General features: G+C 71.6%; 24 protein-coding genes and 1 riboswitch. Of the genes, 10 read left to right on the top strand and 14 right to left on the bottom strand.

Translation table 11 applies throughout. The features are described from left to right. Nucleotides 1-39: 39 nt before the first annotated feature. From ASF71_RS22085 to ASF71_RS22075, 3 genes are read right to left on the bottom strand one after another with little or no spacing between them, the layout of a single operon-like run. A complete protein-coding gene (locus ASF71_RS22085; protein WP_056304156.1) occupies nt 40-1,242 on the bottom strand; it encodes a glutamate ligase domain-containing protein in 1,203 nt (400 codons plus the stop codon). A gap of 20 nt (nt 1,243-1,262) precedes the next feature. After that, nucleotides 1,263-1,739 (bottom strand): Fe-S cluster assembly sulfur transfer protein SufU, encoded by a 477-nt coding sequence (gene sufU / locus ASF71_RS22080; protein WP_056304154.1) that lies wholly within the window; start codon nt 1,737-1,739, stop codon nt 1,263-1,265. A 5-nt stretch (nt 1,740-1,744) separates the two neighbouring features. Continuing rightward, nucleotides 1,745-2,923 carry a M20 family metallopeptidase gene (locus tag ASF71_RS22075; protein WP_056304152.1) on the bottom strand — a complete coding sequence of 393 codons (1,179 nt, stop codon included), beginning with the start codon at nt 2,921-2,923 and terminating at the stop codon, nt 1,745-1,747. Between the two features lie 103 nt (nt 2,924-3,026). Here ASF71_RS22075 and ASF71_RS22070 point away from each other — a divergent pair, with 103 nt between their 5' ends. Together ASF71_RS22070 and ASF71_RS22065 are read left to right on the top strand one after the other, a co-directional pair. Then, complete coding sequence (locus tag ASF71_RS22070) at nt 3,027-3,266, top strand: hypothetical protein (protein ID WP_056304150.1); 240 nt, start codon at nt 3,027-3,029, stop codon at nt 3,264-3,266. 80 nt (nt 3,267-3,346) lie between these two features. Beyond that, nucleotides 3,347-5,131: a P-loop NTPase gene (locus ASF71_RS22065; RefSeq protein WP_082506310.1), complete on the top strand. Its 1,785-nt coding sequence runs from the start codon at nt 3,347-3,349 to the stop codon at nt 5,129-5,131. Nucleotides 5,132-5,171: 40 nt separating this feature from the next. Here ASF71_RS22065 and ASF71_RS22060 read toward each other — a convergent pair whose 3' ends face one another. The 6 genes from ASF71_RS22060 to ASF71_RS22035 all read right to left on the bottom strand — a co-directional run bounded on the left by ASF71_RS22060 (nt 5,172) and on the right by ASF71_RS22035 (nt 12,724). Next, on the bottom strand, nt 5,172-6,350 hold the full coding sequence (locus ASF71_RS22060) for a glycosyltransferase family 4 protein (RefSeq protein WP_056304146.1): 1,179 nt from the start codon (nt 6,348-6,350) through the stop codon (nt 5,172-5,174). Next, a complete protein-coding gene (locus ASF71_RS22055) occupies nt 6,347-7,672 on the bottom strand; it encodes an O-antigen ligase family protein (RefSeq protein WP_056304144.1) in 1,326 nt (441 codons plus the stop codon). Before ASF71_RS22055 ends, ASF71_RS22060 begins: the two co-directional genes overlap by 4 nt. After that, nucleotides 7,653-8,801: a glycosyltransferase gene (locus ASF71_RS22050; protein ID WP_156373052.1), complete on the bottom strand. Its 1,149-nt coding sequence runs from the start codon at nt 8,799-8,801 to the stop codon at nt 7,653-7,655. Before ASF71_RS22050 ends, ASF71_RS22055 begins: the two co-directional genes overlap by 20 nt. Further along, nucleotides 8,794-10,116: a lipopolysaccharide biosynthesis protein gene (locus ASF71_RS22045; protein ID WP_056304140.1), complete on the bottom strand. Its 1,323-nt coding sequence runs from the start codon at nt 10,114-10,116 to the stop codon at nt 8,794-8,796. The genes ASF71_RS22050 and ASF71_RS22045 overlap by 8 nt, the downstream gene beginning before the upstream one ends. Nucleotides 10,117-10,241: 125 nt before the next feature. Continuing rightward, a complete protein-coding gene (locus tag ASF71_RS22040) occupies nt 10,242-11,390 on the bottom strand; it encodes a hypothetical protein (protein WP_056304137.1) in 1,149 nt (382 codons plus the stop codon). Nucleotides 11,391-11,452: 62 nt separating this feature from the next. After that, nucleotides 11,453-12,724, bottom strand: a complete 1,272-nt coding sequence (locus tag ASF71_RS22035) for a hypothetical protein (protein ID WP_056304136.1) — start codon at nt 12,722-12,724, stop codon at nt 11,453-11,455. 14 nt (nt 12,725-12,738) lie between these two features. Then, a riboswitch (cyclic di-GMP riboswitch) is annotated at nt 12,739-12,813 on the bottom strand. 173 nt (nt 12,814-12,986) lie between these two features. Between ASF71_RS22035 and ASF71_RS22030 the strand changes: the two genes are divergently transcribed. The 6 genes from ASF71_RS22030 to ASF71_RS22005 all read left to right on the top strand — a co-directional run bounded on the left by ASF71_RS22030 (nt 12,987) and on the right by ASF71_RS22005 (nt 19,757). Continuing rightward, the gene (locus tag ASF71_RS22030; RefSeq protein ID WP_056304134.1) at nt 12,987-14,654 is read left to right on the top strand and encodes a hypothetical protein; all 1,668 of its coding nucleotides are present in this window, start codon (nt 12,987-12,989) and stop codon (nt 14,652-14,654) included. Continuing rightward, nucleotides 14,638-15,762 carry a glycosyltransferase family 4 protein gene (locus ASF71_RS22025; RefSeq protein WP_056304132.1) on the top strand — a complete coding sequence of 375 codons (1,125 nt, stop codon included), beginning with the start codon at nt 14,638-14,640 and terminating at the stop codon, nt 15,760-15,762. The genes ASF71_RS22030 and ASF71_RS22025 overlap by 17 nt, the downstream gene beginning before the upstream one ends. Nucleotides 15,763-15,826: 64 nt before the next feature. Continuing rightward, nucleotides 15,827-16,858, top strand: coding sequence for an LCP family protein (locus tag ASF71_RS22020; RefSeq protein WP_056304130.1), 1,032 nt, complete (start codon nt 15,827-15,829; stop codon nt 16,856-16,858). A gap of 27 nt (nt 16,859-16,885) precedes the next feature. Continuing rightward, nucleotides 16,886-17,248 (top strand): MGMT family protein, encoded by a 363-nt coding sequence (locus ASF71_RS22015; protein ID WP_056304128.1) that lies wholly within the window; start codon nt 16,886-16,888, stop codon nt 17,246-17,248. A gap of 97 nt (nt 17,249-17,345) precedes the next feature. Further along, entirely contained in the window at nt 17,346-18,059 is a 714-nt protein-coding gene (locus tag ASF71_RS22010; protein WP_082506309.1) for a cytochrome c, read from the top strand. A gap of 288 nt (nt 18,060-18,347) precedes the next feature. Then, complete coding sequence (locus ASF71_RS22005) at nt 18,348-19,757, top strand: RtcB family protein (RefSeq protein WP_056304124.1); 1,410 nt, start codon at nt 18,348-18,350, stop codon at nt 19,755-19,757. Between the two features lie 52 nt (nt 19,758-19,809). Here the strand turns inward: ASF71_RS22005 and ASF71_RS22000 are convergent, their stop codons facing one another. The 3 genes from ASF71_RS22000 to ASF71_RS21990 all read right to left on the bottom strand — a co-directional run bounded on the left by ASF71_RS22000 (nt 19,810) and on the right by ASF71_RS21990 (nt 22,204). Further along, nucleotides 19,810-21,156, bottom strand: a complete 1,347-nt coding sequence (locus ASF71_RS22000; protein WP_056304122.1) for a M20/M25/M40 family metallo-hydrolase — start codon at nt 21,154-21,156, stop codon at nt 19,810-19,812. Between the two features lie 32 nt (nt 21,157-21,188). Then, entirely contained in the window at nt 21,189-21,380 is a 192-nt protein-coding gene (locus ASF71_RS21995) for a hypothetical protein (RefSeq protein WP_056304121.1), read from the bottom strand. A gap of 71 nt (nt 21,381-21,451) precedes the next feature. Next, a complete protein-coding gene (locus tag ASF71_RS21990) occupies nt 21,452-22,204 on the bottom strand; it encodes an RNase H family protein (protein ID WP_056304184.1) in 753 nt (250 codons plus the stop codon). 139 nt (nt 22,205-22,343) lie between these two features. Here ASF71_RS21990 and pyrE point away from each other — a divergent pair, with 139 nt between their 5' ends. Continuing rightward, a complete protein-coding gene (pyrE, locus tag ASF71_RS21985) occupies nt 22,344-22,967 on the top strand; it encodes an orotate phosphoribosyltransferase (protein WP_056304119.1) in 624 nt (207 codons plus the stop codon). A 49-nt stretch (nt 22,968-23,016) separates the two neighbouring features. On the opposite strand, the gene ASF71_RS21980 is transcribed toward pyrE, so the two are convergent. Both ASF71_RS21980 and ASF71_RS21975 read right to left on the bottom strand, forming a co-directional pair. Beyond that, complete coding sequence (locus ASF71_RS21980) at nt 23,017-23,688, bottom strand: amino acid ABC transporter permease (RefSeq protein ID WP_056304117.1); 672 nt, start codon at nt 23,686-23,688, stop codon at nt 23,017-23,019. Nucleotides 23,689-23,759: 71 nt separating this feature from the next. Continuing rightward, nucleotides 23,760-24,524: a transporter substrate-binding domain-containing protein gene (locus ASF71_RS21975; protein WP_056304115.1), complete on the bottom strand. Its 765-nt coding sequence runs from the start codon at nt 24,522-24,524 to the stop codon at nt 23,760-23,762. A 168-nt stretch (nt 24,525-24,692) separates the two neighbouring features. On the opposite strand from ASF71_RS21975, the gene ASF71_RS21970 reads away from it, so the two are divergent. After that, entirely contained in the window at nt 24,693-26,546 is a 1,854-nt protein-coding gene (locus ASF71_RS21970; protein ID WP_056304114.1) for a menaquinone biosynthesis decarboxylase, read from the top strand. Nucleotides 26,547-26,868 lie beyond the last annotated feature (322 nt).

Here is a 26,868-nt window from a genome sequence, read left to right as displayed (position 1 = left end):
CGGGTGCACGGATCAAAATAAGCCATGCTCCGGGGCTTGTCAAACGTCCCTTTGCAGCGCGGCACGTACCGTCCCCGCGAGGTACAGGCTGCCGGCGACGAGCAGCGTCCCGCCCTGCGGGGTCAGGGCCAGGGCGCGGCGCAGGGCGTCCAGTGGACTCGGCACGGCCACGCCGCCGTAGTGGGTGGCCAGGTCCTCCGGCGGTGTGGCCGTCTCGCCCGGCGCGGTGAAGACCCGCACGGGGGCCACCGCCAGCAGCGGCGCCAGGGTGGCGGCCGTATCCTTGCGCGCCAGATTGCCGAACAGCAGCACGTCGGCCTGGGGCACCGCCTGGGCCAGCACGCCCGCCGCGTGGGGGTTGTGCGCGCCGTCTACCAGCACCGTGCGGCCCTGCACCGCAAAGCGCTCCAGCCGGGCCGGATGGGTCGCCCCGAGGGCCGCTTCTACACCCGCGCCCCGCCCCAGGGTGCGCAGGGTGGCGGCCGCGAGCGCCGCGTTCTGCGCCTGGTGGGCGCCGGCCAGGGCTGGAGGGTGCGGCAGGGCGAATAGGTCAGGGTGCGAGTCCGGTGTTAGCAGGAGCGCGCCGACCTCTGCCGCGACGCGCGCGGTCTCGTCCAACGCCTCGCCGGTCGCGGTCGTCAGCAGGGGGACGCCGGGACGCGCGGCGCGGGCTTTGTCGCGGGCGATCTCGCGCACCGTTTCGCCCAGGACGCCGGTATGGTCCAGAGCCGCGTTCGTCAGGGCGACCGCCACGACCCGCTCCAGGGCCTGCGTCGCGTCCGAGACGCCGCCCACCCCCGCCTCCATCACCGCGATCTCCACGCCGTCCTCACAGAAGCTGTGGGCGGCCAGGGCCAGGGTCAGGTCAAAGAAGGGGGCGGCGGGGGCATTGTCTCTGGCCCAAGCGATGAAGCGCGCGGTGCGGGTGGGGTCCAGATTCTGTCCGCCGGTCCGCACCCGTTCCTCGTAGGTTTGGAGGTGAGGGCTGGTGAAACGGCCCACCCGTAGGCCGCAGGCGAGCAGACCGGCCTCCAGCATCGCGCAGGTGCTGCCCTTGCCGTTGGTGCCCACCACGCGGACGCTGGCAAAGGTCTCGTCGGGCCGCCCAAGCTGATCGAGCAGGGCGCGCGCCACCTGTGGTCCCCGCTCGCGGCCGGCGCGGGTGCGGGCATACAGCCAGTCGTAGTCGGGCACAGGAGAACCGGCAGGGACCGGGCCACCGGGGGAGAGGGACGCAGACACGGCGCCTATGGTGCGCCTTTTTAGCCTGCTGGTGCTACCGGTCCCAGTGACGTGTTGCCGCCCGGTCCGGCCGCCAGGGCTGCGTCCAGGGCGTTCCAGGCCAGCAGCGCGCATCTGCGCCGGGCCAGCAGCCGCCCCACGCCGGCCAGGGCCAGCAGGTCGCCCAGGGCGGGGTCGCCTCCCCCCTCGGCCCCACCGGCTTCACCGAGCACCATCGCGCGGTACTGCCCGGAGAGCTCGCGGGCCTGCGCCAGCGTCCTGCCCGTCAGGGCCGCCGTCATCAGGCTGGCACTCGCCTGGCTGATCGCGCAGCCGCGCCCGGTGAAACTCAGGGCGGCGAGGCGGTCGCCCTCGACCTGCGCCCACACCGTCACCTGGTCGCCGCAGCCGGGGTTGTCCTGCGTGGCGTGCGGCGCGCCCAGCAGCTCGCCCCGGTGGCGGGGGCGAGCCTGGTGATCCGCGATGATCTGCTTGGCGACGTTGTCGGGCAGTTTCACAGAACCTACTCGGGCACCGTGAGCCGCAGCGCCGCCGCATGTAGCATCCGCACGCCGGTCTCCAGGCTCAGTTCGTCAAGGGTAAACCGCGGGTGGTGGTGCGGCCAGCGGCTGTCGGCGCCGTCACTGCCCGAACCGACATTGAAGTACGCGCCAGGAGCCTTTTCCAGGTAGGCGCTGAAATCCTCGCCGCCCATGGTGGGTTTGGCGTCCTGAAAGTGCTCGGGGCCGACCGTCTCCAGCGCGATCTCCTTGAGCTGCGCGGCCACCCAGTCGGTGTTGATCAGGGGGCGGTAGCCGAACTCGTAGCGCAGGTCGTACTCGGCCCCGTGCGCCTCGCACACGCCCTTGATGATCCGCTCGATGAGCTGCGGGGCGCGGCGGCGCAGCTCGGGGTCGAAGGTGCGCACGGTGCCCATAAGTTCGGCGGTGTCGGGAATGACGTTGTGCGTCGTGCCGCTGCGGAAGTAGGTGATGCTGACCACCAGGGCGTCCTGCGCGCCCACGTGGCGGCTCACCACATGCTGGAGGTTGGTCACGACCTGCGCCCCGATGGCGACGGGGTCGATGGCCTCCTCGGGGTGCGCGCCGTGCCCGCCCCGGCCCTTGATGGTCAGCTCGATCATGTCGGGCGAGGCCATGAAGGCGCCCGGCTTGACCGCCACCCGGCCCGCCGGCAGCTGGCTGTTGAGGTGCAGGCCCGTGACGATGTCCACGCCGTCCATCAGGTCCGTGTTCATGACGAGCTCCTCAGCGCCGCCGGGCCCGATCTCCTCAGCGTGCTGGAAGATCATGCGGACCTCACCGGGTACCTCGCCGGGATTCTCGGCGAGCAGCCGGGCCGTGCCCAGCAGGATCGCCGTGTGGCCGTCGTGCCCGCAGGCGTGCATGACGCCGGGGTTCTGCGAGGCGAAGTCGAAGGTGTTCTCCTCATGGATGGGCAGGGCGTCGATGTCGGCGCGCAGCAGCAGCGTGCGTCCCGGCTGGCCCCCCTTCAGGACGGCCAGGACGCTCGTCTCGGTCGGGCGCGTAACCGTCAGGCCGGGCATTTTCTTGAGTTCGGCCTCAATGTAGGCGGCCGTCTCGTGCTCGTGAAAGCCGACCTCGGGGTGCTGGTGCAGGTGCCGCCGCCACGCGACAAGCTGCTCTCGAAGCTCCTGGGCCCGGTCCTGGGTTGCGGTCATGCCCCAGGGTAGCGCCTGGGCGGCCCTGAGCGCCCCTTCATGCAACGCGCTCACGGCTCACCCGCTCTGCAACTCCGGGCCCCCCGCCCGCGTACCTGGGGGCATGAAGACCCCCCGTGTCCGCACCGTGAACTCCGGCAAGAAGAGCAGCACCCTGCGCCAGCTTCTGGTCTACGCCCCCGTCGCCCTGGAGATGATCAATCTGCTGCGCCGCCGCCAGCAGTCCGTACGCGGCAAGTACGTCAAGGCCCGTAAGCGCGACAAGGCCTTCGACTTCGTGCTCAATCAGGCCCAGCGCCGTCTGGGCGGCAAGACGTCGGGCAAGTCCCGCCGCTGGTTCTGACCCCCGTTCGCTGAGGGGCGGCTCCGGTCGCCCCAGGCACCGCGCATTGCCCCTGGTCTCGCCTTCATGGTCCAGGGGCAATGCGCGCTGCCGGTGTCTTATGCCTAGGCGCTGCCGCGGGCGGACGTGTAGTCTCAGGCCAGACTCCGCCGGTTTCGCGGGCGACCCACCCGGTTCTCCGTCGGCCGGGCTGTTCCGGTGCCGGAACCCGCTCCAGACCTGCCTCACGCCGCGCGCGGCTGGGGCCTTTCATACCGAACAAAGAGAGGACCCGGTCCATCGACACTTCCGCGCCCCAGGACATCGACATCAAGCACTACTTCTCCGTGCTGCGCCGCTCGGCCTGGATCATTCTGGGAAGCGCGCTGCTGGGCGCGGGCCTGACCTACGCCGCGTCGTCACTGCGTCCGGCCGAGTACGAGGCCTCGACCAGTCTGGCGGCCCTGAGCGGCGCGACCGGCAACAGCGTGGTGAGCCTGACCCTGGTCACGACCCCGCCGCTGCCGCAGAGCGTGGTGCAAAACGCCCTGCGCAGCCAGAAGGTGCTGGACCTGACCCTCGCGGAGGTGCGCGGCTCGGCCCTGCCGGCCGCCGAGAAGGCCGCCTTGGCTGCGCAGCTGCGCGCCGAGGCGGCGGGTGGGCGTTACGAACTCGTGCGGATGCTCTCCAGCATCGACCCTCAGCAGCAGACCGGCATCTATGAGCTGCGGTCGCACGCGCGCACGCCGCAAGCTGCACAGGTCCTCGCCGACGCCTCGGCGCAGGCGCTGCTGCGGTGGGACCAGGAGCGCGCCGCCCAGAACATCACCCGCGCGCAGCAGACCCTGCGCCAGCAGCTCGCCAACGTGGATGCCCGGCTCGGCTCGCAGCCCGGCACCATCGAGACCCAGTCGCTGCTCACGACCCGCAGCGACCTCCAGGAGAAGCTGGGGCAGATCTCGGCGCTGCTCACGGCGGTGGGCGGCACCCTCTCGCTCATCTCGCCGGCCTCCACGCCCCAGGTGCCGGTCTCGCCCCGGCCGCTGCGCGACGCCCTGCTGGTGTTCACGGCGCTGCTGTTCTTCGCGGCGCTCGGGGCCATCGTGCTCGACGCGCTGCGCAAGCGCGTGAACTCGGCCGCCGACCTTGCCCCGCTGGGCAAGCCGCTGCTGGGCGTTCTGCCCCTTCTCAAGGACGGGCAGGCCGAGGTGCTCGCCGAGACGCGCGGCGGAGCGCTGTACGAGCAGGTGGGATTCCTGCGCGTGAATCTGGCGTCGGTCGCGGCGGGGCGTACCCGCTTCGCCGTGTCGAGCGCCCGCCCGGGCGAGGGCAAGAGCACCATCACAGCCGCGCTGGCCCAGAGCTTCGCGCTGCGGGGCCTGCGGGTCCTGATCGTGGACGCCGACCTGTACCGCCCCACCCAGTTCCGGTTGTGGCAGCGCACGCGGGCCCACTTCACGTCCACGTCCGTCGGCGGCGCGACGCTGTACCAGGACCTGACGCCGGGATCGGGCACGGGCGCCACCGACCTGCTCATTCCCGAACGCGGCGTCAACGACGCGGGAAAGCTCTACGAGGTCATCTCGTCGGTGGCGGACGACTACGCCTACGTGCTGGTGGATACCCCGCCCGTGCTCGTGGCCGCGAGCGCCCTGGAACTCTCGGCCCGGCTGGGCGGTGTCCTGATGGTCGCGGCGCTGGGCAGTGAGCTCGAACTCGTCGAGCGCGCCATGCGCAGTGCCCAGACCGCCGGCAGCGAGGTCCTGGGCATCGTGCTGAACAAGGAAAAGGAAACGGCGGGCAACGTGGGCTACGGCTACGCCACCGGCCGCTACACGGATACTCCCGGCGCCGAACCGGCTCCCCTGGAACTCGAACGGCCCTGAGCGTGCCTGGGCCGCGGCCCGGTAGGAGCGGCCTCCGTGCTCAGCGGCCCGCGAGGTCGCGCACGGCCCGGTAGAACTCGCGGCGCACCTCGCCCAGCGCCTCGTTGCTGTAGGTGCGGGCCACCTCCAGGTTGCGCGCTCCCTGGGCCTCGTAACGGGCGGGGTCGCCGAGTAGCCCCTCCAGCGCGGCGGCGATGGCGCTGGGGTCGCCGGTCGGAAAGCGCTCGGCGGGGCCGATGAGTTCGGGAATGCCGCCGACCTCCGAGCCCAGCACCGGCAGGCCGCGCGCCATCGCCTCGACCATCGCGCGCGGCAGGCCTTCTTGCCACGAGGGCATCAGGAACACGTCGGCGCGGTCGAGCTGCTCCCGCACGCCCTCGCCGCCCGGCACCGCCCCGACGAACTCGACCTGCCCGGCCGGGCCCAGCTCCAGGCCCAGTCTCCGGGCCTGGGCTTCCAGGACCGGGCGCTGGGCGCCTTCTCCGACGATCCGCAGCCGCAGGTCCAGCCCACGCGGGCGCAGCAGCGACAGGGCCGAGATGGCGAGGTCCACGCCCTTGTACGGAAACTGGAGGGTGCAGACCATGACCGCCTCGTAGGGACCGGCGTGCCAGGAACGGCCCCGTGCGGCGTAGGCCGCGGGCGGTAGGTCCACATCCGAGAGCCCGAACATGCGGCCCGGCGACGGGTAGCGCCGCTGCAACGCCTCGCGCGTGACATAGGCGACCACGCGCGCCTGCCGGCACTGGGCCTGCAACTGCCGAGTGTACATCTGCCGGAAGAAAGCCCGCAGCGGGTGGCGCGACACGCGCGGCGCGAACAGGGCGTAGGGATCACCGACGACCTCGGCCGCGAAGGGGCGCTGGCCCAGGGCCCGGAACGCCTCGTTGCTGAGGGTGCCGGGCACGCGCAGCAGTACGGCCCCGGCCCCAGGATCGAGCACCGCGGCGGCGATGGCGCGCCGCACCCGCCCCTTGACCCGCAGGTACTGCGCCGGCCCGATAAAGTGCGGCACGGCCACGAAGCTCACGCCCGGCCCCCCGGCGGGGCGCATCCGCTCGCCCACACCCGGCACGTCGCGCACACGGGCCACCACCCGCACCTCCCCGAACACCTCCAGGTAACGCGCCCAGAAGTCCGCGCCGTGGGGGCCGGGGGTCCAGACCTGGCCGTCGGGGGTGCGGTCGTAGCGCTGTTCGAGGACGGCTGTCAGGTTCATGTGGACCTCCGCAGGGCGACGCGCCCCGCCGTGCCTGTACCCATCACCACGGCGATGACCAGGGCGTAGAGCGGCAGGAAACTGCCGAAGCCGACGTTCGGAAAAAAGGTCTCCTGGGTCAGGCTGGTGATCAGGAAGCCGGCCGTGACGTTGAGGATGACCCGCCCCTCCGGGCCGGCGCGCAGCAGCAGCGCGAGGAGCAGCGCGAAGAAGGCCCCCATGTTCACCAGACCCACCACGCCGGTCTCGAACAGCACCTGCAAAATCATGTTGTGCGCGTTGTTGCCCTTGTTGATGACGGCCGACCCCAGCCCGGACCCCACGAGCAGGCGGTACGGGTCGCCCAGCAGCTCGCCGAAGATGCTCTGCCAGATGTCGGTGCGCCCGGCGAGGTTGCCGGGGTCCGAGGCGTCGAGAATGGTGGCCTGACGCTCGGCTGTGGCCGTCAGGTTCGGGGCGATCCAGGTCCAGGAGACCAGGCCCACCACGCTCAGGCCCAGCGCCGTGAGGGCCGCGCGCAGCGGAAAGCGCAGGAGTTCAAGCGCCACGAACACCACGCAGCCCGCCAGCCCGGCGCGCGAATTGCACAGGAAGCTGGCCGCCAGGGCGAGCAGTAGCACCCACTCGCCGCCCCCCCGGCCCAGGCGCCGGCGCAGGTACAGCACGAACGCGCCCAGCAGCATGACCTGCAGGGCCGCGTAGCCGTGGTTGAAGCCCACGAAGCCCAGCCCCCGTTCCTGATACAGGTAGTAGGCCTCCCAGGGGCCCGACACACCCAGGCCGCGCGGCAGGTGCTGGCCCAGGAACTTGATGCTGGCGCCCGAAAAGGTGGTCAGGATGATGCCCCCGCAGGTCACGGCGAAGGCCACGGTGGCCAGGCGGTACCAGCGCGCGAGCAGCTGCGGCGTGTACTCCAGCCGCGAGGCCGCCCAGAACACCAGTAGCACCTGCACGAGCCGGTAGAGCGAGAACGCCCCGAACCGCAGCTCGGTGCCCAGCAGTGGGTCGGCGTAGATGAACAGCACGCCCAGCGCCAGCACGCTCATGCCGAACAGCGCCAGCAGCCCCAGCCACAGCTGGCGCTGGGCGGCCGTGCCCTGCGGCTTGAGGTACAGCGCGGCGCACAGCCCCGTGACCCACAGGATCAGGTCCGGGAGGGTCTGCCACAGCGTCCACGACGGCCCCAGGGCCAGCACCGGCAGCGTGAAGCACTGCGTGAGGAGAAACAGCCCCAGCCCCGTGGCCGTCAGGGCGTGCAGCCGCGCCGCCGCGCCGGTCTGGGCAGGCGCGGCGGCGCGGCTCTCAGCGGCGATAGTGTTCATAGCGCTCCAGCAGCAGCGGCAGCGAGTGGGTCAGGTCATAGGGATGCGGCGCGGGAAACTGTGCGGGCTGTCCGGCGACCTCCAGGATGGTCTGTGCCCAGGCCGCCGCTCCGGCCGCCAGGGGCAGGGCCGTGACGCTGGCGCCAGGCAGCCACGCCTCGGGCGGCAGGTGGTCGGCCGTCACGCAGGGCAGCCCGGCCATCTGCGCCTCAATCAGGGCCAGCCCCAGACCCTCGATGTGCGAGGGAAAGACGAACACGTCCATGACCTGCAGCAGCGCCGGCACGTCGTCGCGCGGCCCCGCGAAGACGACTGCGCCCAGCACCCCCAGCTCGCCCGCCAGCGCCTGCACCCCTTCCTGCTGTTCGCCCTCCCCGATGAGCAGCAGCCGGGATTCGGGGCGCCGCGCGAGCACCTCGGCAAAGACCCGCAGCAGGAAGGGGTGGTTCTTGGCCGGCCGGAACCAGCCGATGTGGCCCAGCACCAGGGCTTCCGGGGCCAGTCCCAGCGAGGCGCGTAGGCCCGCGCGGTTGGTGGGGCGGGTGTAGGGCGCGGGGTCCAGGCCCAGCGGCAGCACGCGCCACTGCGCCTGCGTGCGCCAGCCCGGCCCGAACAGCGCCCCCGCCGCCTGGTCGCTGACCGCCAGCCCCTCGCTGCTCCAGCGGGCGATGGCTGCCTTCATGGCCCGCAGGTACAGCCTCCGGGGCGCGGCCGAGGCGCGGTCGAGACCCTCGGTATTCAGGTGACTGTGGGCGATACGGCCGCGCACGCCCGCCAGCCACGCCACGAACAGGATGATCCCGCTGAAGTGGTGGACATGGCTGTGAACCACGTCGTAGTGCCCGGTCCGCAGGGTGCGCCACAGGCAGCTCAGGAAGGCGCCCACCCGGCGCGGTGAGGGACAGCGCCGCACGGTGACGCCCAGCGCGCGCAGCTCGGCGTCGTAGGCGCCGCCCTCCGGCGTGAACAGCAGGAGCTCGAAGGTGACGCGCGCCGGATCCTGACGGCGCAGCACCTGCATGAGCCAGGTCTCGATGCCGCCCCGGTTCATGGCGCTCAGGACATGCAGAACGCGCAGGGGTGGCCCGGTAGCCGGGGTGGGGGGAGAAGAAAACGCGGAGTCAGTCACGGGCGGTCTCTACTGTACGGGAGGGCGGATGGGGCGGGGCGGCGGGGGTCTGGGCCGGCGGGGGACCGCGCCGCAGCGCCCGCCGGACGATCCACAGACTGCCCAGCAGCTGCGCCGCCCCGCCGATCACGGTGGCCCAGGCCGCGCCTGCCAAGCCCCCTTCCGGAATGAGCAGGGCGCAGGCGAGCGCCAGCGTAGCCGTGGTCCCCAGAAAGAGCGGCACCTGCGCCCCGAACTCGCGCAGGGCCGTCATGCCGAAGCCCGCGAAGGAGGCGACGTAGCCCGGCGCCGCCCCCAGCATCAGCAGGGCGAACAGCGGCACGTCGCGCCCGTAGGCGGGGCCGTACAGCAGCTCCAGCACGGGCCGGCCCAGCAGCAACGCCCCCAGCACCCCGGCTCCTCCGAGCGCCGTGCCCAAGAGCAGCAGCCGGCCCAGCAGGGCCCGGAACCCGGCCGCGTCGCCCTGCGCGGCCAGCCGGGCCAGGGGGGTGGTCGCGGCCTGTCCCAGCGCCGTGACCACCATGCTGCCGGCCACGGTCACGTAGGACAGCGCCGAATACAGGCCCACGGCCCCCAGTCCGGCCTCGCGCCCCAGGAAATAGCGCGGCAGGCTGGCGTTCAGGGCGATGAGGCCCACGGCCACCCCCAGCGGCCAGGTCAGGCGCGCCAGCGAGCGTAACCGGGGCCACTCGGGCCTCCACCAGTGGCCGGTGCCGGCTCGGGTGCGCGGCAGGTCGTAGAGCAGCAGGCCGCCCAGGTAGCCTCCGGCCACGGCGGCGGCGGCCCAGCCCACGTCGCGCGTCAGCGCGAAGGCCCCGGCCAGGCCCAGGGCCGAAAGCACCCCGCGCAGCATCAGCGAGCGCGACACCTGGGCCAGGCGACCGGTCGCCTGAAGGTGCCCGTAGCACACGTCGCTCAGGCCGTCGAACAGCTTGGCGAGGGCCAGCCAGCCGGTCACGGCCGCCAACCCGGCGGTGGGCTGGCCTTCGCCTGCGCCGCTCAGGAGCACCCAGCCCGCGCACAGCGCCAGGGCCAGCCCCGCGAGCAGTGTGCGCAGCGTGAAGTAATGGCCGAACCGGTAGGGGCTGTCCGGTGGTTCGGTGGCCTGTGCGCCGCGCAGTTGCAGGCTGAGAAGCAAGAAGACCGGGGTGGTCACGGCCAGCCCCAGCGTGTAGCGCCCCACATCGGCCGGATCACCCAGCCGCGCGAGCACCACGAGCATGGACCACTGCGTGGCCGCAAACACCAGGTTGCCCCCCAGTGTCCACAACACGGCGGCGCGCAGCGGAGACGTGGGGATGCCGGGTGGGGTCATCGGCCGTCTCCGGAAGGGTGGGGGGCGGCGGGCATCGGGCTCAGCCTAGTGCGTGGCCGGCTCCTCTCCGTCACGGTCCCGGTTCATGTTTCACCCAGGTTGCACGGGGGGTGGGGGGGACCAGATCAGCGCACCTCGAAGACCTGCACGCCCAGCGCCTCCAGCGTGCCCCCGAGCTGGCCCCGGCCGAAGTCCGGGGTGGCCGTACCGAACAGGGGGCGCAGACTCCGCACGCGCGGCAGGTCCAGCCGCAGCGGTTGAGGCCGGGGGGTGGTATTGACCACGAGGAGGTACGACCCGCCCGCTCCGCTGAACTGCACGGCGCGCACCGGCTGACCGGCCGTGTCCGGGGTCAGTTCGCGGCGCCCGGCGCTGAGTAGCGTGGGGGAGAGCACCCGCATCTCGGCGGCGAGGTTGCGCGTCTCCTGCCACAGCGGACCGTCGTCGGTGACGCGGTTGCCCCCCGAACGGTAGGAGTAGTACACGACGCCCTTGACCCCCGCGACCACCGCCTGATAGGTCATGTTGCGCAGCTCGGCCGGGGTGGGGCGGCGCTGGCCCGGCCACGCGAAGGTCTGGAGGGTCGCCAGCGGCACCACGCCGCGCCGCGCCGCCTGCACCACCGTCTGGCGCATGACCCCGTAGACCACCGCGATCTCGTCGGTGCCGCCGATGGGGTAGCTCATGTTGCTGACGCTGTCCGACACCCCGAAAAACCCGCTCTCCGGCCGATCGTTTGCCACCGCCAGCGTGATCCCCGTGAGCTTGTCGGGCGCGAGCGCCTTGTACGTCGCCTGGAGGTCGGCCACCGCCGGGGGCGTGCTGTTGTAGTTGCTGTCGTCCATGAGCGTAAAGCCCAGCAGCGCGGGCTGGCCGGCGAGCTCGCGCACGAAACGGGGCTGGATGCCGTGGGCCAGGATCATCACGCCGCGCCGCTGGGCCCGGGCCAGCAGGGGGGGCATCTCGGTCTCGGCCTCGCGCACGGGTTCGGTGAGCATGACGTTGAAGCCCGCGTCGGCCAGGGTATCCAGGTCGTCGAGGCGGGTCTGGGGGGTGCCCTGGTCGGCCCAGGAGATGTGATAGAAGCCGAACGGAAAAAACGGCCGCCCGTTGACGAGGACGCGGCCGCCCGACGCTGTCACGCGGGTCTGCCGGGCTTCCACCGTCCAGACGGCCGGTCGCAGCGGCGCGCAGCTCGTCAGCAGCGCGCCCAGGAGCAGGGAGACGGCCAGGGGCCGGAGAGGAGGCACCGCCGTGTTATAGGCGCGCCTCATGTGAGGCGGCTCAGCCCGGCGACCTGAAGGGGGCTCCCCCCTTCAGGTCGCCGCAGGGCGGATCAGTTGATCTGGAAGAAGTGGACGCCCAGCGGCGCGATGCTGCCGCCCAGGGTGGTGCCGCCGAGCTTGACGCCCTCGCCGCCGCGCCCGGCGAACAGGGGCTTGAGGCCGGTGGGCCGCTGGGCGGCGAGCGGGACGTACAGGGGCTGCGCCTGGGTCGCCGAGACGTTGGTGAGCAGCATGTAGGTGTGGCCCTGGTAGGTCCAGGCCGTGGCGTGGACGTTGCCGTTGTTCGTTTCGAGGTACTGCGGCTCGGCCGAGAGCAGCATCGGCGAGAGCTGGGCGATTTCCGGCACGATGCTCTTGGTCATCTCCCACACGGCGGGGCTGCGGCGCACGTCGCTATACGAGTCGAGGTAGGTGTAGTACAGGATGCCGCGCACCCCGGCCCCAATGGCCTGATAGGTCATGTTGTAGACCTCGGCAGGGGTGGGCATACGCGCGGCGGGGTCCGAGGCGTCGTGGCCCGGCACGGTGCCCCAGGAAAACGACTGGAGGTTGGCGACCGGCACGGTGCCGTTCTTCTTGGACAGACCGACCGAGAGACGCTGCATGTCGTAGGTCGCGCCGATGCTGTCGCCCGGCCCGATGGGGTAGGACATGTTGCCCATCATGTGGGTGGTGTCGAAAAAGTCGCTGTGCGACTCGGCGTAGCTCGTGAACAGCGCCGCGTAGGTGGGGTGCAGCGGGTCGAGGGCCCGCATCCGCGCGCCGCGCTCGCGGACCTGAGCGGGGGTGTACTGGAGGTTGCAGTCGTCGGCGACCATCCAGCCCAGGACGGCGGGCTTGTTGGCCAGTTTGGGAACACTGCTCTCGAAGACGCCCTCGCTGAGCACGTACATGCGGGCGCGCGCCGCCGCGTCCAGAAACTCGCCGTAGCGGGCGTTGTCGGCGTCGTTGATGACCGAGGCGGTCATGGTATTGAAGCCGGCCGAGCTCATTTCCTGCATGTCGCGCTGGCGGGTGGCCGCGTCGCTCATCCACGAGACGTGGTAGAAGCCGAAGGGAAACATCCCCTGGTTGCCCACCCGCAGTGTGGCGTTCTGCACGCTGACCCGCTGGCCGTAGGTGTCGGGCACGAGCGAGGGCCGGCGGACGGCCTGGGCGCTGTCGGTCAGGGGGGTCGTCTGTGCGTCGGAAGAGGGCTCGGTCACGGCGGTGGGGGCCGGGGTTGCCGGAATGGTGCTCGTGCTGGACTGAGGGGTGGGGGCCTGCATGCAGGACATCAGGCCAAGGGTCAGGGCCAGCAGGGCCGGTACGGTTCGGCGCACGTGTGTTCTCCTCTTTCGGTAACCCGGCCGGCCCAGAGGGCCCCGTGGCTTTGCGTCCCCCTCTTGCGAGAGGTTTGCCTTTGGTCGTTTAGAAGTGGCGGCGCACGGTCTGCCGTGCTGTGCATGAAGTTATCCTCAAGACTCTCACAGCCTGCTTACAGGTAGAGGCCGTCCTGATATGCTGCGGTGCATGACGGCCAGGACTGTGTTTTTTGGGCCTGAGCCGGCCGAGGCGCCGCGGGAACGGGCACAAGGAGGGGACATGGACCGCGATCAGGAACTTGAGTGCTTGAGGCGCGTGGCCGCCCTGTCTCCGGGTGGGGCCCTCGACGCGGCCCGGCACGCCGCCGCAGCGGGGCAGCCGCAGGCCGCGCGCGTTCTGCTGGCGGGGGTGGGGGGGCTGCTCGACACGGCCGAGGCCGAGCGGGTGCTGGCCGAGCCCCCACACGCCCCGCCCAGTCCGGCCCTGTTGCGGGCGCTGGCCGCGCTGCCCCGGCCCCCGGAGGCGCCGGGCGAGCGGGAAGCCTGGGTGCGGGGTCAGGCGGCCCGGCTGCTGCGCCGCGACGCCGTGCCCACCGTGTTGCCGCCCGGTGCCGGGCCAGACCTGGGGCCGGGGCAGCTGCACGCCGCACCTCTCTGCGCCTGCCTGGCCCTGGACGATGACGAGACCCGCTGGACCCGCGCGGTCGAGTGGGCGCTGGAGGGCGCGCGCCGAGCCGGGCAGGGCCGCGTGACGCTGGCGGTGTCCGGCTGGGGCGCCTGGCTCGGCGCGCGCGAGCTGCTCGCAGAGCGTTACGGAGCACTCGTCGGTGGCCTGGAATCGCCCATCGCGGTCATCACGCTCGAAGACGCGGTGGGCCTGCTCTCGGCGGCGTGGCAGTGGACCCTGCCGGACCTCGCCGCGCTGCTCGACGGGCCGGTCCTGCTTGACGGCGTGCAGGGGCTGCCGGCCGGTCAACAGGGCATGATCGCCGGGTTGCTGGCCGACAACGCGCGGGTGTTCGGCACTGGGGCGCTGCTGCTCTCGCCCTGGGTGCTGGACTGGCCCGACTGGCCCGAGCTGACAGCGGGGCCGGAGGAGGGCCGGCCGACGACCGGGGCACCACTCGCCCTGCCGCGGTTCGCGCCGCCCGAGACGCTGGACCTCGCGGGACTGGCTGCGCGGATGGACCGCGAGCCCAGCGACACGCTGGCGCTGCTGCCCTCGCGCGGCAGCGCGGCCCGGCTCGCGGCGCTGCTGCCGGGCAGCGTGCTGTGGTCGAGCAGCCTGTGTCCGGTGCATCTGGGCGAACGGGGCCGCGAACTGCGGGCGCGCAGACGGGCCGGCGAGCGCCTGCGGGTCGTGGCGACCACGCTGCCCCCCGCGCAACTTGGGCCCTTCGAGACCGTGTGGCACGGCGAGGCGCCCCTGCCGCATCTCGCCGAGGCGTGGCGGCTGTGTTCGGGGACGTTCCGGCGGCTGGAGCTGACGGACGTGGCCCGCCCGACCGCGTGGCACGGCGCGCTGGCCCGGAGCCGCGACCTGCTCGCGCAGCTGCCCCCCGCCGAAGCGCTGGCCGCCTACCGCCGCCTGAGCCGGGGGCTGGGGGCCGAGGCGAGTGGCCCCGACCTGGGGCAGTTGCGCACCGGGCAGGACTACGCCTCGCTGGCGGCGGCGCTGCGGGTGCGCCCAGCAACCTCGCGCCCGGTCCTCATTCCCTACGACGGCGCGGCGCGCGCGCTCGCCGAGCAGGCTCGGCGCAGCGGGCACCTGCCCACCGCCGCGCTGCGCTACGCCGCGTGGCTCACCCCCACCGAGGCCGAGACGGTCCTGCGCCGGGGGCAGGCGAGCTCGCTGGGGTGGGCGCTGCTGTGGGAGGCTCCCTACAACCCCGACTACGGGCTGGCCGGCACGCTCGTCCGGGAGACGCGGTATGCCCAGGAAGCCTGAGCGGCCGCCGGGAGCGCGGCCCCACATTCTGCTGCTCATCACGAAGGCCGAGCGCGGCGGCGCCCAGACCCATGTGCTGGAACTGATGCGGCTGCGTGACCGCGCCCGCATCACAGTGGCCTCGGGCGAGGACGGGTTTCTGCTCGAACAGGCGCGGGCGCTGGGCCTGGAGACGGTGGTCGTGCCGCAGCTCGTGGCTCCTCTGGACCCCCGGCGCGACCTCGCCGCGCTGTGGGCGCTGACCCGGCTGCTGCGGCGGCTGCGGCCCGACCTCGTGCACCTGCACAGCTCCAAGGCGGGGCTGCTGGGGCGCGTGGCGGCGCGCCTCGCGGGGGTGCCGGCCGTCTTCACGGCGCACGGCTGGGCCTTTACCGAGGGTGCGGGACGGGCGCGGCGACTGCTGGCGATCTGGTCCGAGCGCCTGGCGGCGCCCCTGAGTGCGGCCATCATCGCCGTGTCGGACTATGACCGCGACCTGGGCGCGCGGCTGCGGGTCGCTCCGCAGGCCCGGACCATCCACAACGCCCTGCCCGGGGAGCCCCGGCCGGGGCTGGCGACGGCGCGGCCGGCCGGTCCGGTGCGGTTCGTGATGGTCGCGCGCTTTGCCCCGCCCAAGGACCAGGGGCTGCTGCTGCGCGCTGCCGCTCCTCTGCGCGGCGCCGAGGTCTGGCTGATCGGTGACGGCCCCGAGCTCGAGACGACCCGCGCGCTGGCGGCCACGCTGGAGATGGGCGAGCGGGCGCGCTTTCTGGGCAGCCGCGACGACGTACCCGAACTGCTAGCTCAGGGAGACGTGTTCTGTCTGTGCTCGCACTACGAAGGCTTTCCCATCAGTGTGCTGGAGGGTATGCGGGCCGGGCTGCCGGTGATTGCCAGCGATGTGGGCGGCGTGGGCGAGGCGGTCGTGGACGGCCGCACCGGACTGCTCGTGGCCCACAACGACGTGGTGTCGTGGCGGCTGGCGTTGGCGCGGCTGCTCGACGACCCGGCCGGGCGCGCGGCGATGGGCCACGCCGGCGGCGAGCGGTTCGCCGCGCACTTCACGCTGCCGCACCTGCTGGAGCGCACCTGGGCGGTGTACCGCGAGGTGCTCGCCCGGCGCCGCTGAGGCCCGTCTGGGGATGGTCCCGGCCGCCACGGTCCGGCCCACCCCCATGCTCTAGGATGCCGAGATGACCGGGCGCAGAGCTGGCAACAGACGGTGGCTGCTGCCGGTAGCCGCGCTGCTGCTCGTTGCCGGCGTGGCGGGGACCTGGGCCTACACGACCCACCGCGAGGTCCAGCAGACCGGCGTCAAGGTCTACAAGGCGCTGGAGGACGACGGAATGCCGCTGCGCCCCGGCGTGCTCGACGATCCCGTGTTCAGGGCGCTGCCGGCTCCCACGCAGCCTCCGTCGCTGGGGCGCTACATTCCGCCCAAGGACCAGCCGGCAGCGGCGGGCGCGCCCACGCCGGGCCCCTTCATTGAGCGAGACTCGTCGGCCCAGCTCGCGCAGCGCAAGGTACATATCCTGCTCATCGGCAACGACCAGCCCGCGCTGGGCAGTGGGCGGGGCGACACCCTCCTGAGCCTGACCTTCGACCCGGTGGCCAAGACGCTGTACTTCCTGAGCATTCCGCGCGACACGCGCGTCGAGCTGCCTGGGCACGGCCTGGTCAAGATCAATGCCGCCTACGCCTACGGGGGGGCCAGTCTCCAGACGACGGCGGTCGAGCGCTTTCTGGGCGTGCCCTTCGACAAGTACGTCGAGGTGAGCCTGAACGGCTTCGTGCAGGCCATTGACGCAGTGGGGGGCGTGGACGTGGACTCGTCGCTGGATTTCGAGCTCGACGGCCAGCACATCACGCGCGGGCGGCTGCACCTGGAGGGCGAACAGGCGCTGGCCTACGCCCGGATGCGGCACGACGACCCCGAGGGCGACCTGGGCCGCAACGCCCGGCAGCAGCAGGTGGTCCGCGCCCTGATGCGCGCTCTGGGCGGCCTGGACACCCCCGAGCTGACGAAGGTGCTCGACCGCCTGAGTGACAGCGTGCGCACCAATTTCTCGCCCTCGGAGGTGGTCAAGCTGCGCGCGGCGCACGCATATATGCTCGACCACCAGACGGGCGAGCGCGTGCGCGGCGAGAACCGCAAGATCGGCGGCGTGTGGTACTACGTCGTGTCCGACCGCGAGCGGCAGCGCCTGAACCTCCTGCTGCGCTGAGGCGCCGGCGCCCGCTAGACTTCGCCCATGCCGACCGACCCTGCCGAACCCACCTTCCGCGAGCGGGTGCTGACGCTGGTGGCCCGGATTCCGCCGGGCCGGGTCACGACCTACGGCCAGCTGGCGCTGCTGGCCGGGCAGCCGGGAGCCGCGCGGCAGGCAGGGTATGTCATGAACGCCCTCATGGACGGCGACTCGGGGCTGCCCTGGCAGCGGGTCATCAACGCGCAGGGGCGGGTCAGCACCCACAAGCTGGGGTTCGGCGACCTGCAGGAGGGTTTGCTGCGCGCCGAGGGCATCGAGTTCGACGCCTCGGGCCGCTGTGACCTCGCCCGCTGGCAGTGGTGGCCGGAGGACGGAGCGCCCCTGCCGCCCCCGCGGCTGCTCTAGGCCGCAGCGCCCTCTCCAGCCCTCTCTAAAGAATCGGCCGACCCCGTGCCGCGCCGCCCGGCCCCCTGCCCGCGCCGCGCGGCGATATGCTGGGGTCATGAATGGCCGGAAGAACCGCTGGACTGCTGGAAACGTGACCTCGTGGCTGCTGGGGGTCACGCTGGGCCTGATCGTGGGCCTCGTGCTCCTTATCGTCATTCCGCGCACCATCCCCTCCGACGCGACGCCCGGCCCCGAGGGCACGGCGGCGACTCCCGTGAAGAACGAAGCGGCGGGCGCGGCCGGAGCCGCCGCCGCGACCGAGGCGGCCGGCAGTGCCGAGAGCGGCATGGCGGACGGCGAAAATGCAGCGGGCGCCACTTCGGGAACGGCAATGGCGAGCGGCACTGCTGCAGAGACCGCGCAGGGCGACGGCAACCCCGGCCAGGGACCGACCCCCAGCCAGCCCAGCACCGCCGAGTCGCCCACCCAGGAAACCGGCGCGGCCGCCTCGGGCGCCGCGTCGTCGGGCGCGCCCTCGGAAACGGGCGCCTCGAACGCGGCCGACGGCGACGCGGCGGCGGGCCAGCAGGTCTTCGCGGGCAACTGCGCGGGCTGCCACGGCCAGAACGCCCAGGGCGGCATCGGTCCCAGCCTGGTCGTGGCCACCGACGGTCCCAAGGCTTGGACGCTGGCCCAGTTCACGACCGTGCTGCGTGAGGGCCGCACCCCCGAGCGTACCCTGGGGGCCGTCATGCCCCGCTTCAGTGCCGCGCAGATCAGCGATCAGCAGGTGGCGGACATCCAGGCGTACATCAAGACCCTGCAGTAAGGCCCGCGCAGGTCAGCTCCCTCACCTGCGGGTGGGGGAGTTTTTTTGGCCGCCGGGCCGCCTCGCCTACGCCACCGGGTCCGTCGCCACTGCGCGTTCTGGCCTATGGCGCGCGCCGGTCGCGGCGCGGCAGGATGGAGGGAGGGCCGGAAGTTGCGGCCCCGGAGGTCCACATGAGATCAGCGCAGGATTCGGAAGACGGCGACGACCGGCGACAGGCCTCTCACACCGGGCAGGGAAGCGGCCAGGGATGATCCCTGGGCTTCCCGCCCCACTGGAGCAGTACACATGAACGGGAAGCACCTCATCAAGTTGGGATTTGAGAAGGAAGCGGTCGGGCTGGCCCTGAAGGCCGCCGCCGCACGCGAGGGCGCCGGTCTGAGCCGCGCCGACATCCTGCAGGAACTGGGCGCCGTGCAGGGCGCGCCGCAGGAGTACGCCGGGGGCGGCGTATACGCCCCGCTAGCGCAGACGCTGCTGGCCCAGGCGGCCGCACAGCAGGTCCGAGCAGCGAGCGCCCTGCGCGCCGTGCCCCTGCCCTACGCGGTGTGGGGCGCCGACCTCATCGAGCCGGGAGCGCGCGCCCAGATGGACGTGGCGATGCGCCTGCCCGTGTCGCGCGCCGGGGCGATGATGCCCGACGCCCACGTGGGCTACGGCCTGCCCATCGGCGGGGTGCTGGCGGCCGAGAACGCGGTCATTCCCTATGGCGTGGGTGTGGACATCGGCTGCTCAATGATGCTCAGCGTGCTGCCTATGCCCGCGGACGCCCTGAAGGTGGCCGAGGCGAGCGACCTGCTGCTGCGCCACACGCGCTTCGGCGCGGGCGTGGGGTTCGAGAAGCGTGAGCGTCAGGACCACGCCGTGCTGCACGAAGCGGCCTGGGAGGAGCAGCCCCTGCTCCGGCACCTCTTTCCCAAAGCCGAGAGCCAGATCGGGACCTCGGGCAGCGGCAACCATTTCGCCGAGTTCGGCACGCTGAGTCTCACGCAGCCCGACCCTGAACTGGGCCTGGAGGCGGGCGAGTACCTCGCGCTGCTGTCGCACAGCGGCTCACGCGGGTTCGGGGCGCAGGTCGCGGGACACTTCACCGCGCTGGCAGGGCGGCTGCACCCCGGTATCGACAAGGCCGCGCAGAAGCTCGCGTGGCTGCCGCTGGACAGCGAGGAGGGCCAGGCCTACTGGCAGGCCATGAACCTCGCGGGGCGCTACGCCCTGGCGAACCACGACCTCATCCATGCCCGGCTGGCGCGTGCGCTGGGCGTGGCCCCGCTGGCGCAGGCGAGCAACAGCCACAACCTCGCCTGGAAGGAGGTCGTGGACGGCCAGGAGCTGATCGTGCACCGCAAGGGCGCCACCCCCGCCGCGAAGGGGCAACTGGGCCTGATTCCCGGCAGCATGGCCGACCCCGGCTACCTCGTGCGCGGACGCGGCCACGCTCCCGCGCTGGCGAGCGCCAGCCACGGCGCGGGAAGGCAGCTCGGTCGCCGCGCCGCCCAGAGTGCCCTGAGCAAGAAGGACGTGCAGGCGTACCTGCGGGACCGGGGCGTGACCCTGATCGGCGGCGGGATTGACGAGGCCCCACAGGCCTACAAGCGTATTGAGGAGGTCATCGCGCGTCAGACCGACCTCGTGGACGTGCTGGCCGAGTTCCGCCCCCGCGTCGTGCGGATGGACACCGGCAGCGAGGACGTGTAGACGTCGTCCCTCCCACCAGTCCTGGGAGGAGGGACGACGTTTGCTGCCGGCCTCAGTCCCTGCCGGCCAGCGCGGTCATGAGCGCCGCCGCGTACTCCACGCCGCGTTCGAAATCGCGGCGCAGGATGTTCTCGTTCGGCGCGTGGACCCGCCCGCCGACGTTGCCGATGCCCAGGGCCACGACCGGCGCCCCCACATGGGCCATGAAGGGATGGATAGGCCCGCTGCCGCCGCTCGACGGATTGAGCAGCGGTTGCTGACCGTAGACCTCGCGCGCCACCGCCACCGCCGTCTTCACGAAGGGGGCGTTCAGGTCGCTGCGGCCGGGGAACTGGTGGGTCTCGAGCTCGACGATCTCGATGTCGCCGAACCCCTGGGCGTCCAGATGCGCGCGCAGCAGCGTGACCACCCGCGCCGGGTCCTGATCGGGCACCAGACGGAAGTCGAGTTTGATCATGCCCTCCGCGGGCAGGACCGTCTTGCTGCCGGCGCCGCCGTAGCCGCCGTGAAAGCCGTTGACGTTCACGACCGGCTTGAGGTTCAGGCGGTGGTGGTACTCGGTGCCCTCGCCCAGCGGCCGGGTCACGGCGTAGGTGTCCCGCAGCGTCTCGCCGCCGCCCGGCAGCGCCGCGACCGCCGCGAGGTCGGCGTCGCTGGGGGGACGCACATCGTCGTGGAAGCCGGGAATGAGAACCGTGCCGCCCTCGTCGCGCAGGCTGGCGACCGCCGAGGCGAGGCGCCACAGCGGGTTGTCCACGACCGCGCCGTTGCTCGAATGCAGGTCGCTGTCGGCCACGCGGCAGCGCAGCTCCACGCACACGATGCCCTTGAGGCCCGCGTACAGCACCGGGCGGCCCTCGGGCGTCACCGAGCCGAATTCCCACCACACGCCGTCGGCCTTCAGTTCGGCGGCGTGGTCCCGCACGAACGCCTCCAGGCTGGGGCTGCCAACCTCTTCCTCGCCCTCGACGAGCCACTTCACGCGCAGGGGCAGCGCGCCGCCCGCCCGCTCACGCGCCAGCCGCAGCCCCGCGAGGCGCGATACGAATTCGCCCTTGTCGTCCGACGCGCCGCGCCCGTACAGGCGGCCGTCGCGCTCGGTCAGGGCAAAGGGCGGGCTGTCCCACAGCTCCACGGGGTCCTCGGGCTGCACGTCGTAGTGGTTGTAGATCAGCAGGGTGAACTCGGCGTCCTCCGGCCCCGCCTCGGCCACCAGGACCGGGGCGACGTGGCCGGGATACTCGCGCACGGCGAAGCCCTCGGCCTCCAGCAGGGCGCGCACGGCGGCGGCCGTTTCAGGGAGCTGGCGCTCCTGCGCCGAGACGCTCTCCATCTTCACGAGGTCGCGCAGGTCGGTCAGGCCGCGTTCTATGTGGGCCGCGAGGTCAGTCGGGGTCATGCGGGCAGGCTAGCACCGCGCCCCCAGAAGCTTCAGGGTTTGCGCCGTGACCAGCCGTAGGAGCGCACGGCGTCCACGGTGAACCAGACAGCCAGCACGAGGGCGATGACGCCCGTCACCCAGCTCTGGGCGCTCAGGGCGCGGTAGGCGACCAGCCCGCACACGACCGCCAGCAGCAGACTCAGCAGGAAGACGACGTTGGGGGGAACGCGGCGGCCGAACATGCCCCGAGCGTACGGTGGGGGGTCTGACAGTTTCATTGCCGCGCCGAACGTAGGGAATGTGGCCGCGCGTCTCAGCCCACGCCCAGGAACTCGACCTGCACGCCCTGCTCGTCGGCCTGGGTGCGGGCCAGCGCCACGGCCGGGTACGCGCTGGGCAGCGCCCGCTCGGGCCGGTGCCAGATCGCCTGGGCGATCTTGCTCGCGCGCCGCACGGTCAGGTGCTCGCCGGGGCGGGCCAGCCCCACGGCGGCCAGCAGGGCCTGAGCACTGGGTGGCAGCGGCGAGAGGGGGTCGAGGGGCACGTGCGCCGTGACCCGCTCGCCCACGCGGCGCAGGCTCACGCGCGCCTCGGGGCCGCCGGTCTCCGGACCCACCGGCCGCTGCTCGATGAGAACGTCGGTCTGGGGCAGCGTCAGGGCCGCCGTTCCCTGTCCCTTGCGGGCGTCGTTGGCGAGCAGGTGGGCGCTCTGCATGTGCCGCCCGGTGCGCGGCGCATACTTGGCGCGCAGGCTCAGGCCCCGGCCGCTCGATTCCTCGTGGACCTCGCGGCTTGCCTCGGTCAGACTCTGGGGGCCGCGTCCGCGCGACACGGCGATGATCACCGCCTGGTTGTCGGTGTGCACGGTCAGCGGTTCGCCGGCTGGGGCCGCGCGCACGGCTTCGAGCACGGCGCGCAGCTCGGCGGCGTTGTTGTCGGGGGCCCCCATTTGACCCTGGTAGCGTGCGGCGAGCTGGCCGGGGCGCAGCAGCACCAGCCCCCAGCCGCCCAGACCCTGGCCGTCGGGCTGTTCCTGCCAGCTGGCGTCTACGAAAGCGTGGTTCAAAGGCATCGGCTCCTGGACAAGTGGGCGCAGTCTACGCCGGGGGGGTGGGGAGAAGAATAGGCGTGAAGGCGGATTGTGCCCCGGCCGCGCGGAGGCCGCCCTGACCGGCCCGCGACACCCGCGGTGCGATACTGCGTCCATGACCGAGTCGCCCGACCAGCAGCCCGCCGCCGCTCTGACCCCCGAGCCGGACGTGCTCGCCCTGTACCGCGACGCCGGAGCCTTTCATGAGGGCCGCTTTCTGCTCGCGTCGGGCCGGCAGTCGCCGTTTTTCCTCCAGTCCACGACGCTGCTCCAGCACCCCCGCGCCATGACGCAGCTCGGCGGTGCGATGGCCCGGCAGATTTTGGAGGCGGGACTGCGGCCCGACTTTATCGTCGGCCCGGCGATGGGCGGCGTCACGCTGGCCTACGAGGTCGCCCGCCAGCTCTCGGAGACGCTGCCGGACGTGCGGGGTCTCTTTGCCGAAAAGGACGGCCAGGGCGGCATGAAGCTGCGCGAGGCCTTCGAGATCCGCCGGGGCGAGACCTTCGTGGCGGTCGAGGACGTGCTGACCACCGGGGGCAGCCTGCTGCGCGCCGTGCGGGCGGTCGAGGCCTACGGGGCGGAGTGCGTGGGCCTGTGCTGCATCATCGATCGCCGCGCCGAGACGGGGCCGCTGGCCGGCTACCCCCTGATGAGCCTGAAGGAACTGCACTTCGAGACCTACGCCGCCCACGAGGTGCCCGCCTGGCTGGCCGAGCGGCCCCTGCGCGAGATCTGAAGCATGTCCCCGCAGTCACGGGTGGCCGCGGGGAGCCTTCGGGCAGGGCTCAGGTCGTGCTGCCCCGCGCGAACCGGCGTTCCAGGGCGCGCTGCACGAGTTCGAGCAGGCTGCTGATGACCCAGTAGATCAGTGCGGCGGCGAGATAAGGGCCGAACGGCTCGAAGGTCCGCGCGATGACCAGCTGGGCACTGCGCAGCAGCTCGACCACCGTGATGACCGAGACGAGCGAGGTGTCCTTGACCAGCCCGATCAGGGTGTTGCTCAGACTGGGCAGGGCGACCCGCGCCGCCTGCGGCAACACGATCAGGCGCATGGTCTGCGAGCCGCTCAGCCCCAGGCTGGTCGCGGCCTCGCGCTGGCCCTTGGGGATGCTCAGGATGGCCGCGCGGATCGTCTCGCTGAGATACGCCGCGGCGTTCAGGGTCAGGGCGATCACGCCGCCCGCCACCGGATTGAGGACCAGGCTAAGGCTGGGCAGGCCGTAATAGATGACGAAAATCTGCACGAGCAGCGGCGTGCCCCGGATAAAGGACACGAACACGCTGCTCACGCCCCGCAGCGCCGTGAAGCGTGAAAGGCGGGACAGGGCCACCAGAAAGCCCAGCGGCAGCCCCAGCAGCATCGCCGCGAGCGCGAAGCCCAGCGTGGTCGGCGTGGCCTGAAGCAGGGTCGGCAGGGCGCTCAGGGCGCTTTGCAGCACGAGTTGAAACTGTTCCATGATGGCCTGGCCTCCGGGGCAAGAAAATCCCTCCCCAGCATGTCAGAGGGGAGGGAGGACCTGCGGGGAGATTAGGGTTTGCTCACGTCCTGGCCGAACCACTGGCGGCTGATCTTGGCGTAGGTGCCGTCGGCCTTGAGCTGCAGCAGCGCCTTGTCGATGGCCGTCTTGAGGCCGGGGTTGGTCTTTTTCAGCGCGATGGCGACCGATTCGCTGTCGCTGCTCACGCCCGCGCCCCGGATGGGCAGGTTCTGCGACTTGACGAGGTAGCCCACGAGCAGGCGGTCGTTGTACGCCGCGTCGATGCGCCCAGTGGCGAGGTCGGCCAGAATCTCGGCTGCGCCGGGGTAGGTCACGATGTTGATACCGCCCTCGGCCTTGAGCGCCCGCTCGTAGTTGCTGCCCAGGCTGCTGCCCACGCGCTTGCCCTTGAGGTCGGCCAGCGTCTTGGGGTCGAAGCCGCCCGTCTTGCGCACGATGATCTGCGGGCGGCTGTAGGCATAGGGCGCCGAGAAGTTGATGGTCTTCTGGCGCTCAGGCGTGATGGCCACCTGGTTGACGATCACGTCGTACTTGTTGGCCTGCAGGCCGGCCAGGATGCCGCTCCACTCGGTCAGCACGAACTCGGCCTTGAGACCCAGCTTGGCCGCGACCGCCTTGGCGATGTCCACGTCGAAGCCGGTCAGGACGCCCTTGTCGTCCTTGTAGGTAAAGGGCGGGTAGGTGCCTTCCATGCCGATCTTGAGGGTGCCCTTGGTCAGGGTGGAGGCGGTCGTGGTGGCGGCGAGGCTGGTGCTTGCGAGGGCCAGCAGGCCCAGGGTCAGGATCTTTTTCATGTCGGGTCCTCCGGAGCGGGCAGGGGGGCGGCCTCGCTCCAACTCCATTAGTGTACCTCTTCTGTCAATTATTTAAAAGGGTTTGCAAAGTAAAGCGTCTTGAGCGTTTCGTCAGGTTCAGGCGGCGCGGGTACGGTTGCCCCGGCCCCGGCACCCTATGCTCGCCGCATGGCCTTTCCCGACCTGCGGTCGTTCATGGAGCTGCTCGAAAGTCGCGGTGAAGTGCTGCGCATAGACGTGCCCGTGTCGCGTGACCTCGAAATCACCGAAATCGCCGACCGCCTGGTCAAGAAGGGCGGCCCGGCGGTGCTGTTCGAGAACGTCGTCGGCAGCGACTTTCCGCTCGTCATCGGTCTCGTGGGCACCCGCGAGCGCACTGCCCTAAGCCTGGGCGTGAACGATCTCGACGACCTCGCGGCGAAGGTCAAGGCCCTCATCGACCTCAAGGGGTCGGGCGGGGTTGCGGGGCTGCTGGGCAACGTGAACAAGCTGCGTGACGCAGCGCACCTGCTGCCCCGGCGGGTCCGCTCGGCCCCCGTGCAGGAGGTCGTGTGGCGCGGCGACGAGGTGGACCTGGACAAACTGCCGATTCTGAAGTGCTGGCCCCTGGACGGCGGCCCCTTCGTGACGCTGCCGCTGGTGATCACCAAGGACCCCGACACCGGTGAGCGCAACATCGGCATGTACCGCATGCAGGTCATGGACAAGACGACCACCGGGATGCACTGGCAGCGCCACAAGACCGGCACCAAGCATCTGGAGAAGGCCCGGCGCCTGGGCCAGCGCCTCCCGGTCGCGGTCGCCATCGGCGGCGACCCCGCGCTGATCTACGCGGCGACGGCGCCCCTGCCGCCCATCCCCGGCCTCGACGAGCTGGCGCTGGCGGGCTATCTGCGCGGGCAGCGCTACCCGGTCGTCAAGGGCGTGACGGTGGACCTCGACGTGCCCGCCAACGCCGAGTTCATCCTCGAAGGCTATGTGGACCCGGCCGAGGACTGGGCGGTCGAGGGGCCGTTCGGGGACCACACCGGCTTCTACACGCTGCCTGACCTGTACCCACGCTTTCACGTCACGGCGATCACCATGCGGCGGGACCCGGTGTACCCCGCGACCATCGTGGGCCGCCCGCCGATGGAGGACGCCTACCTCATCGAGGCATCCGAGCGGCTGTTCCTGCCCGCCGCGCAGCTCATCATTCCCGAGATCACCGACTACCACATGCCGCCCGCCGGGGTCGCGCACAACCTCGTGGTGGTGGGCATCAAGAAGGGCTATCCGGGGCAGGCCTACAAGGTTGCCAACGGACTGTTCGGCCTGGGCCAGATGATGTTCGCCAAGGTGATCGTGGTCGTGGACGAGGACGTGAAAGTCACGGACTTCGTTGCCGTGTGGCGCGAAGTCGCCCTGAAGGCCGTGCCGGGCCGCGACACCCTGACCACACGCGGCCCCACCGACGTGCTCGACCACTCCAGCCGGGGCTGGGGCTACGGCGGCAAACTGATCATCGACGCGACGACCAAGCGCCCCGAGGAGATCGGCAGCGCCGCGAGCAGCCGCGACGATCAGGCGAGCGACGTGGCCGGGGCCGACGCGGCTTCCGGGGCCTTCACGCCGCGCGCCGCCGCCGACCTGCCGACCTTCCCCGGCATGGTCGCCCAGCACCAGACCGCAGACGGCTACTGGATGGTGGCCCTCGACAAGACCCGGTCCGGTCAGGCGCGCGAGTTGGCGGCCGCCTTCGCAGGTCATCCGGCGGCGGCGGGTGTGCGCCACCTTTTGATCGTGGACGAGCACACCGACGTGGAAAATCTTCAGGACGTGTGGTGGACCATCCTCAACAACATTGACCCCGAGCGCGACGTGACCCAGGAGGGCGGGCTGCTGGCCTGGGACGGCGCGCGCAAGCTGCCGGAGGAGGGCTTCGTGCGCGAGTGGCCGCCCAAGATCACCATGTCGCCCGAGGTCGTGCGCCGCGTAGACGCGCTGTGGCATATGTATGGGCTGCCCGAACGCTGGCGCTGAGGGGGCGGCAGATCTGCCCGCGTCCTTCCGACTGAATGGCTAGTGTCGTGGAGTGACACGTTTTGCCTCTCTGCTGTCTGGGGATACTGCTCGCCGGGTGTACCCAGACAGCAGAGAGGCGTGATGAAGGTCACCGCTACCCTGCCCGCCAGTGTCGCCGCTACAGGCGAGCTGAAGGTCGGTCTTCAGGTGATTCAGGGGTGTGCGGTCCTCGACAGTGTCGTGACTCTGGAGCGGACCCCCAGCACCCTGAAACTCCAGGTCAACGGAACTGAAACCGTACCCTGCCCGGCCGTACCGAACGGGTCCCTTCGGGGTCTGG

The sequence above is a fragment of the Deinococcus sp. Leaf326 genome (assembly GCF_001424185.1).
In the GTDB taxonomy this organism is placed as follows: domain Bacteria; phylum Deinococcota; class Deinococci; order Deinococcales; family Deinococcaceae; genus Deinococcus.
This window is presented reverse-complemented; position numbering and strand designations above follow the sequence as displayed.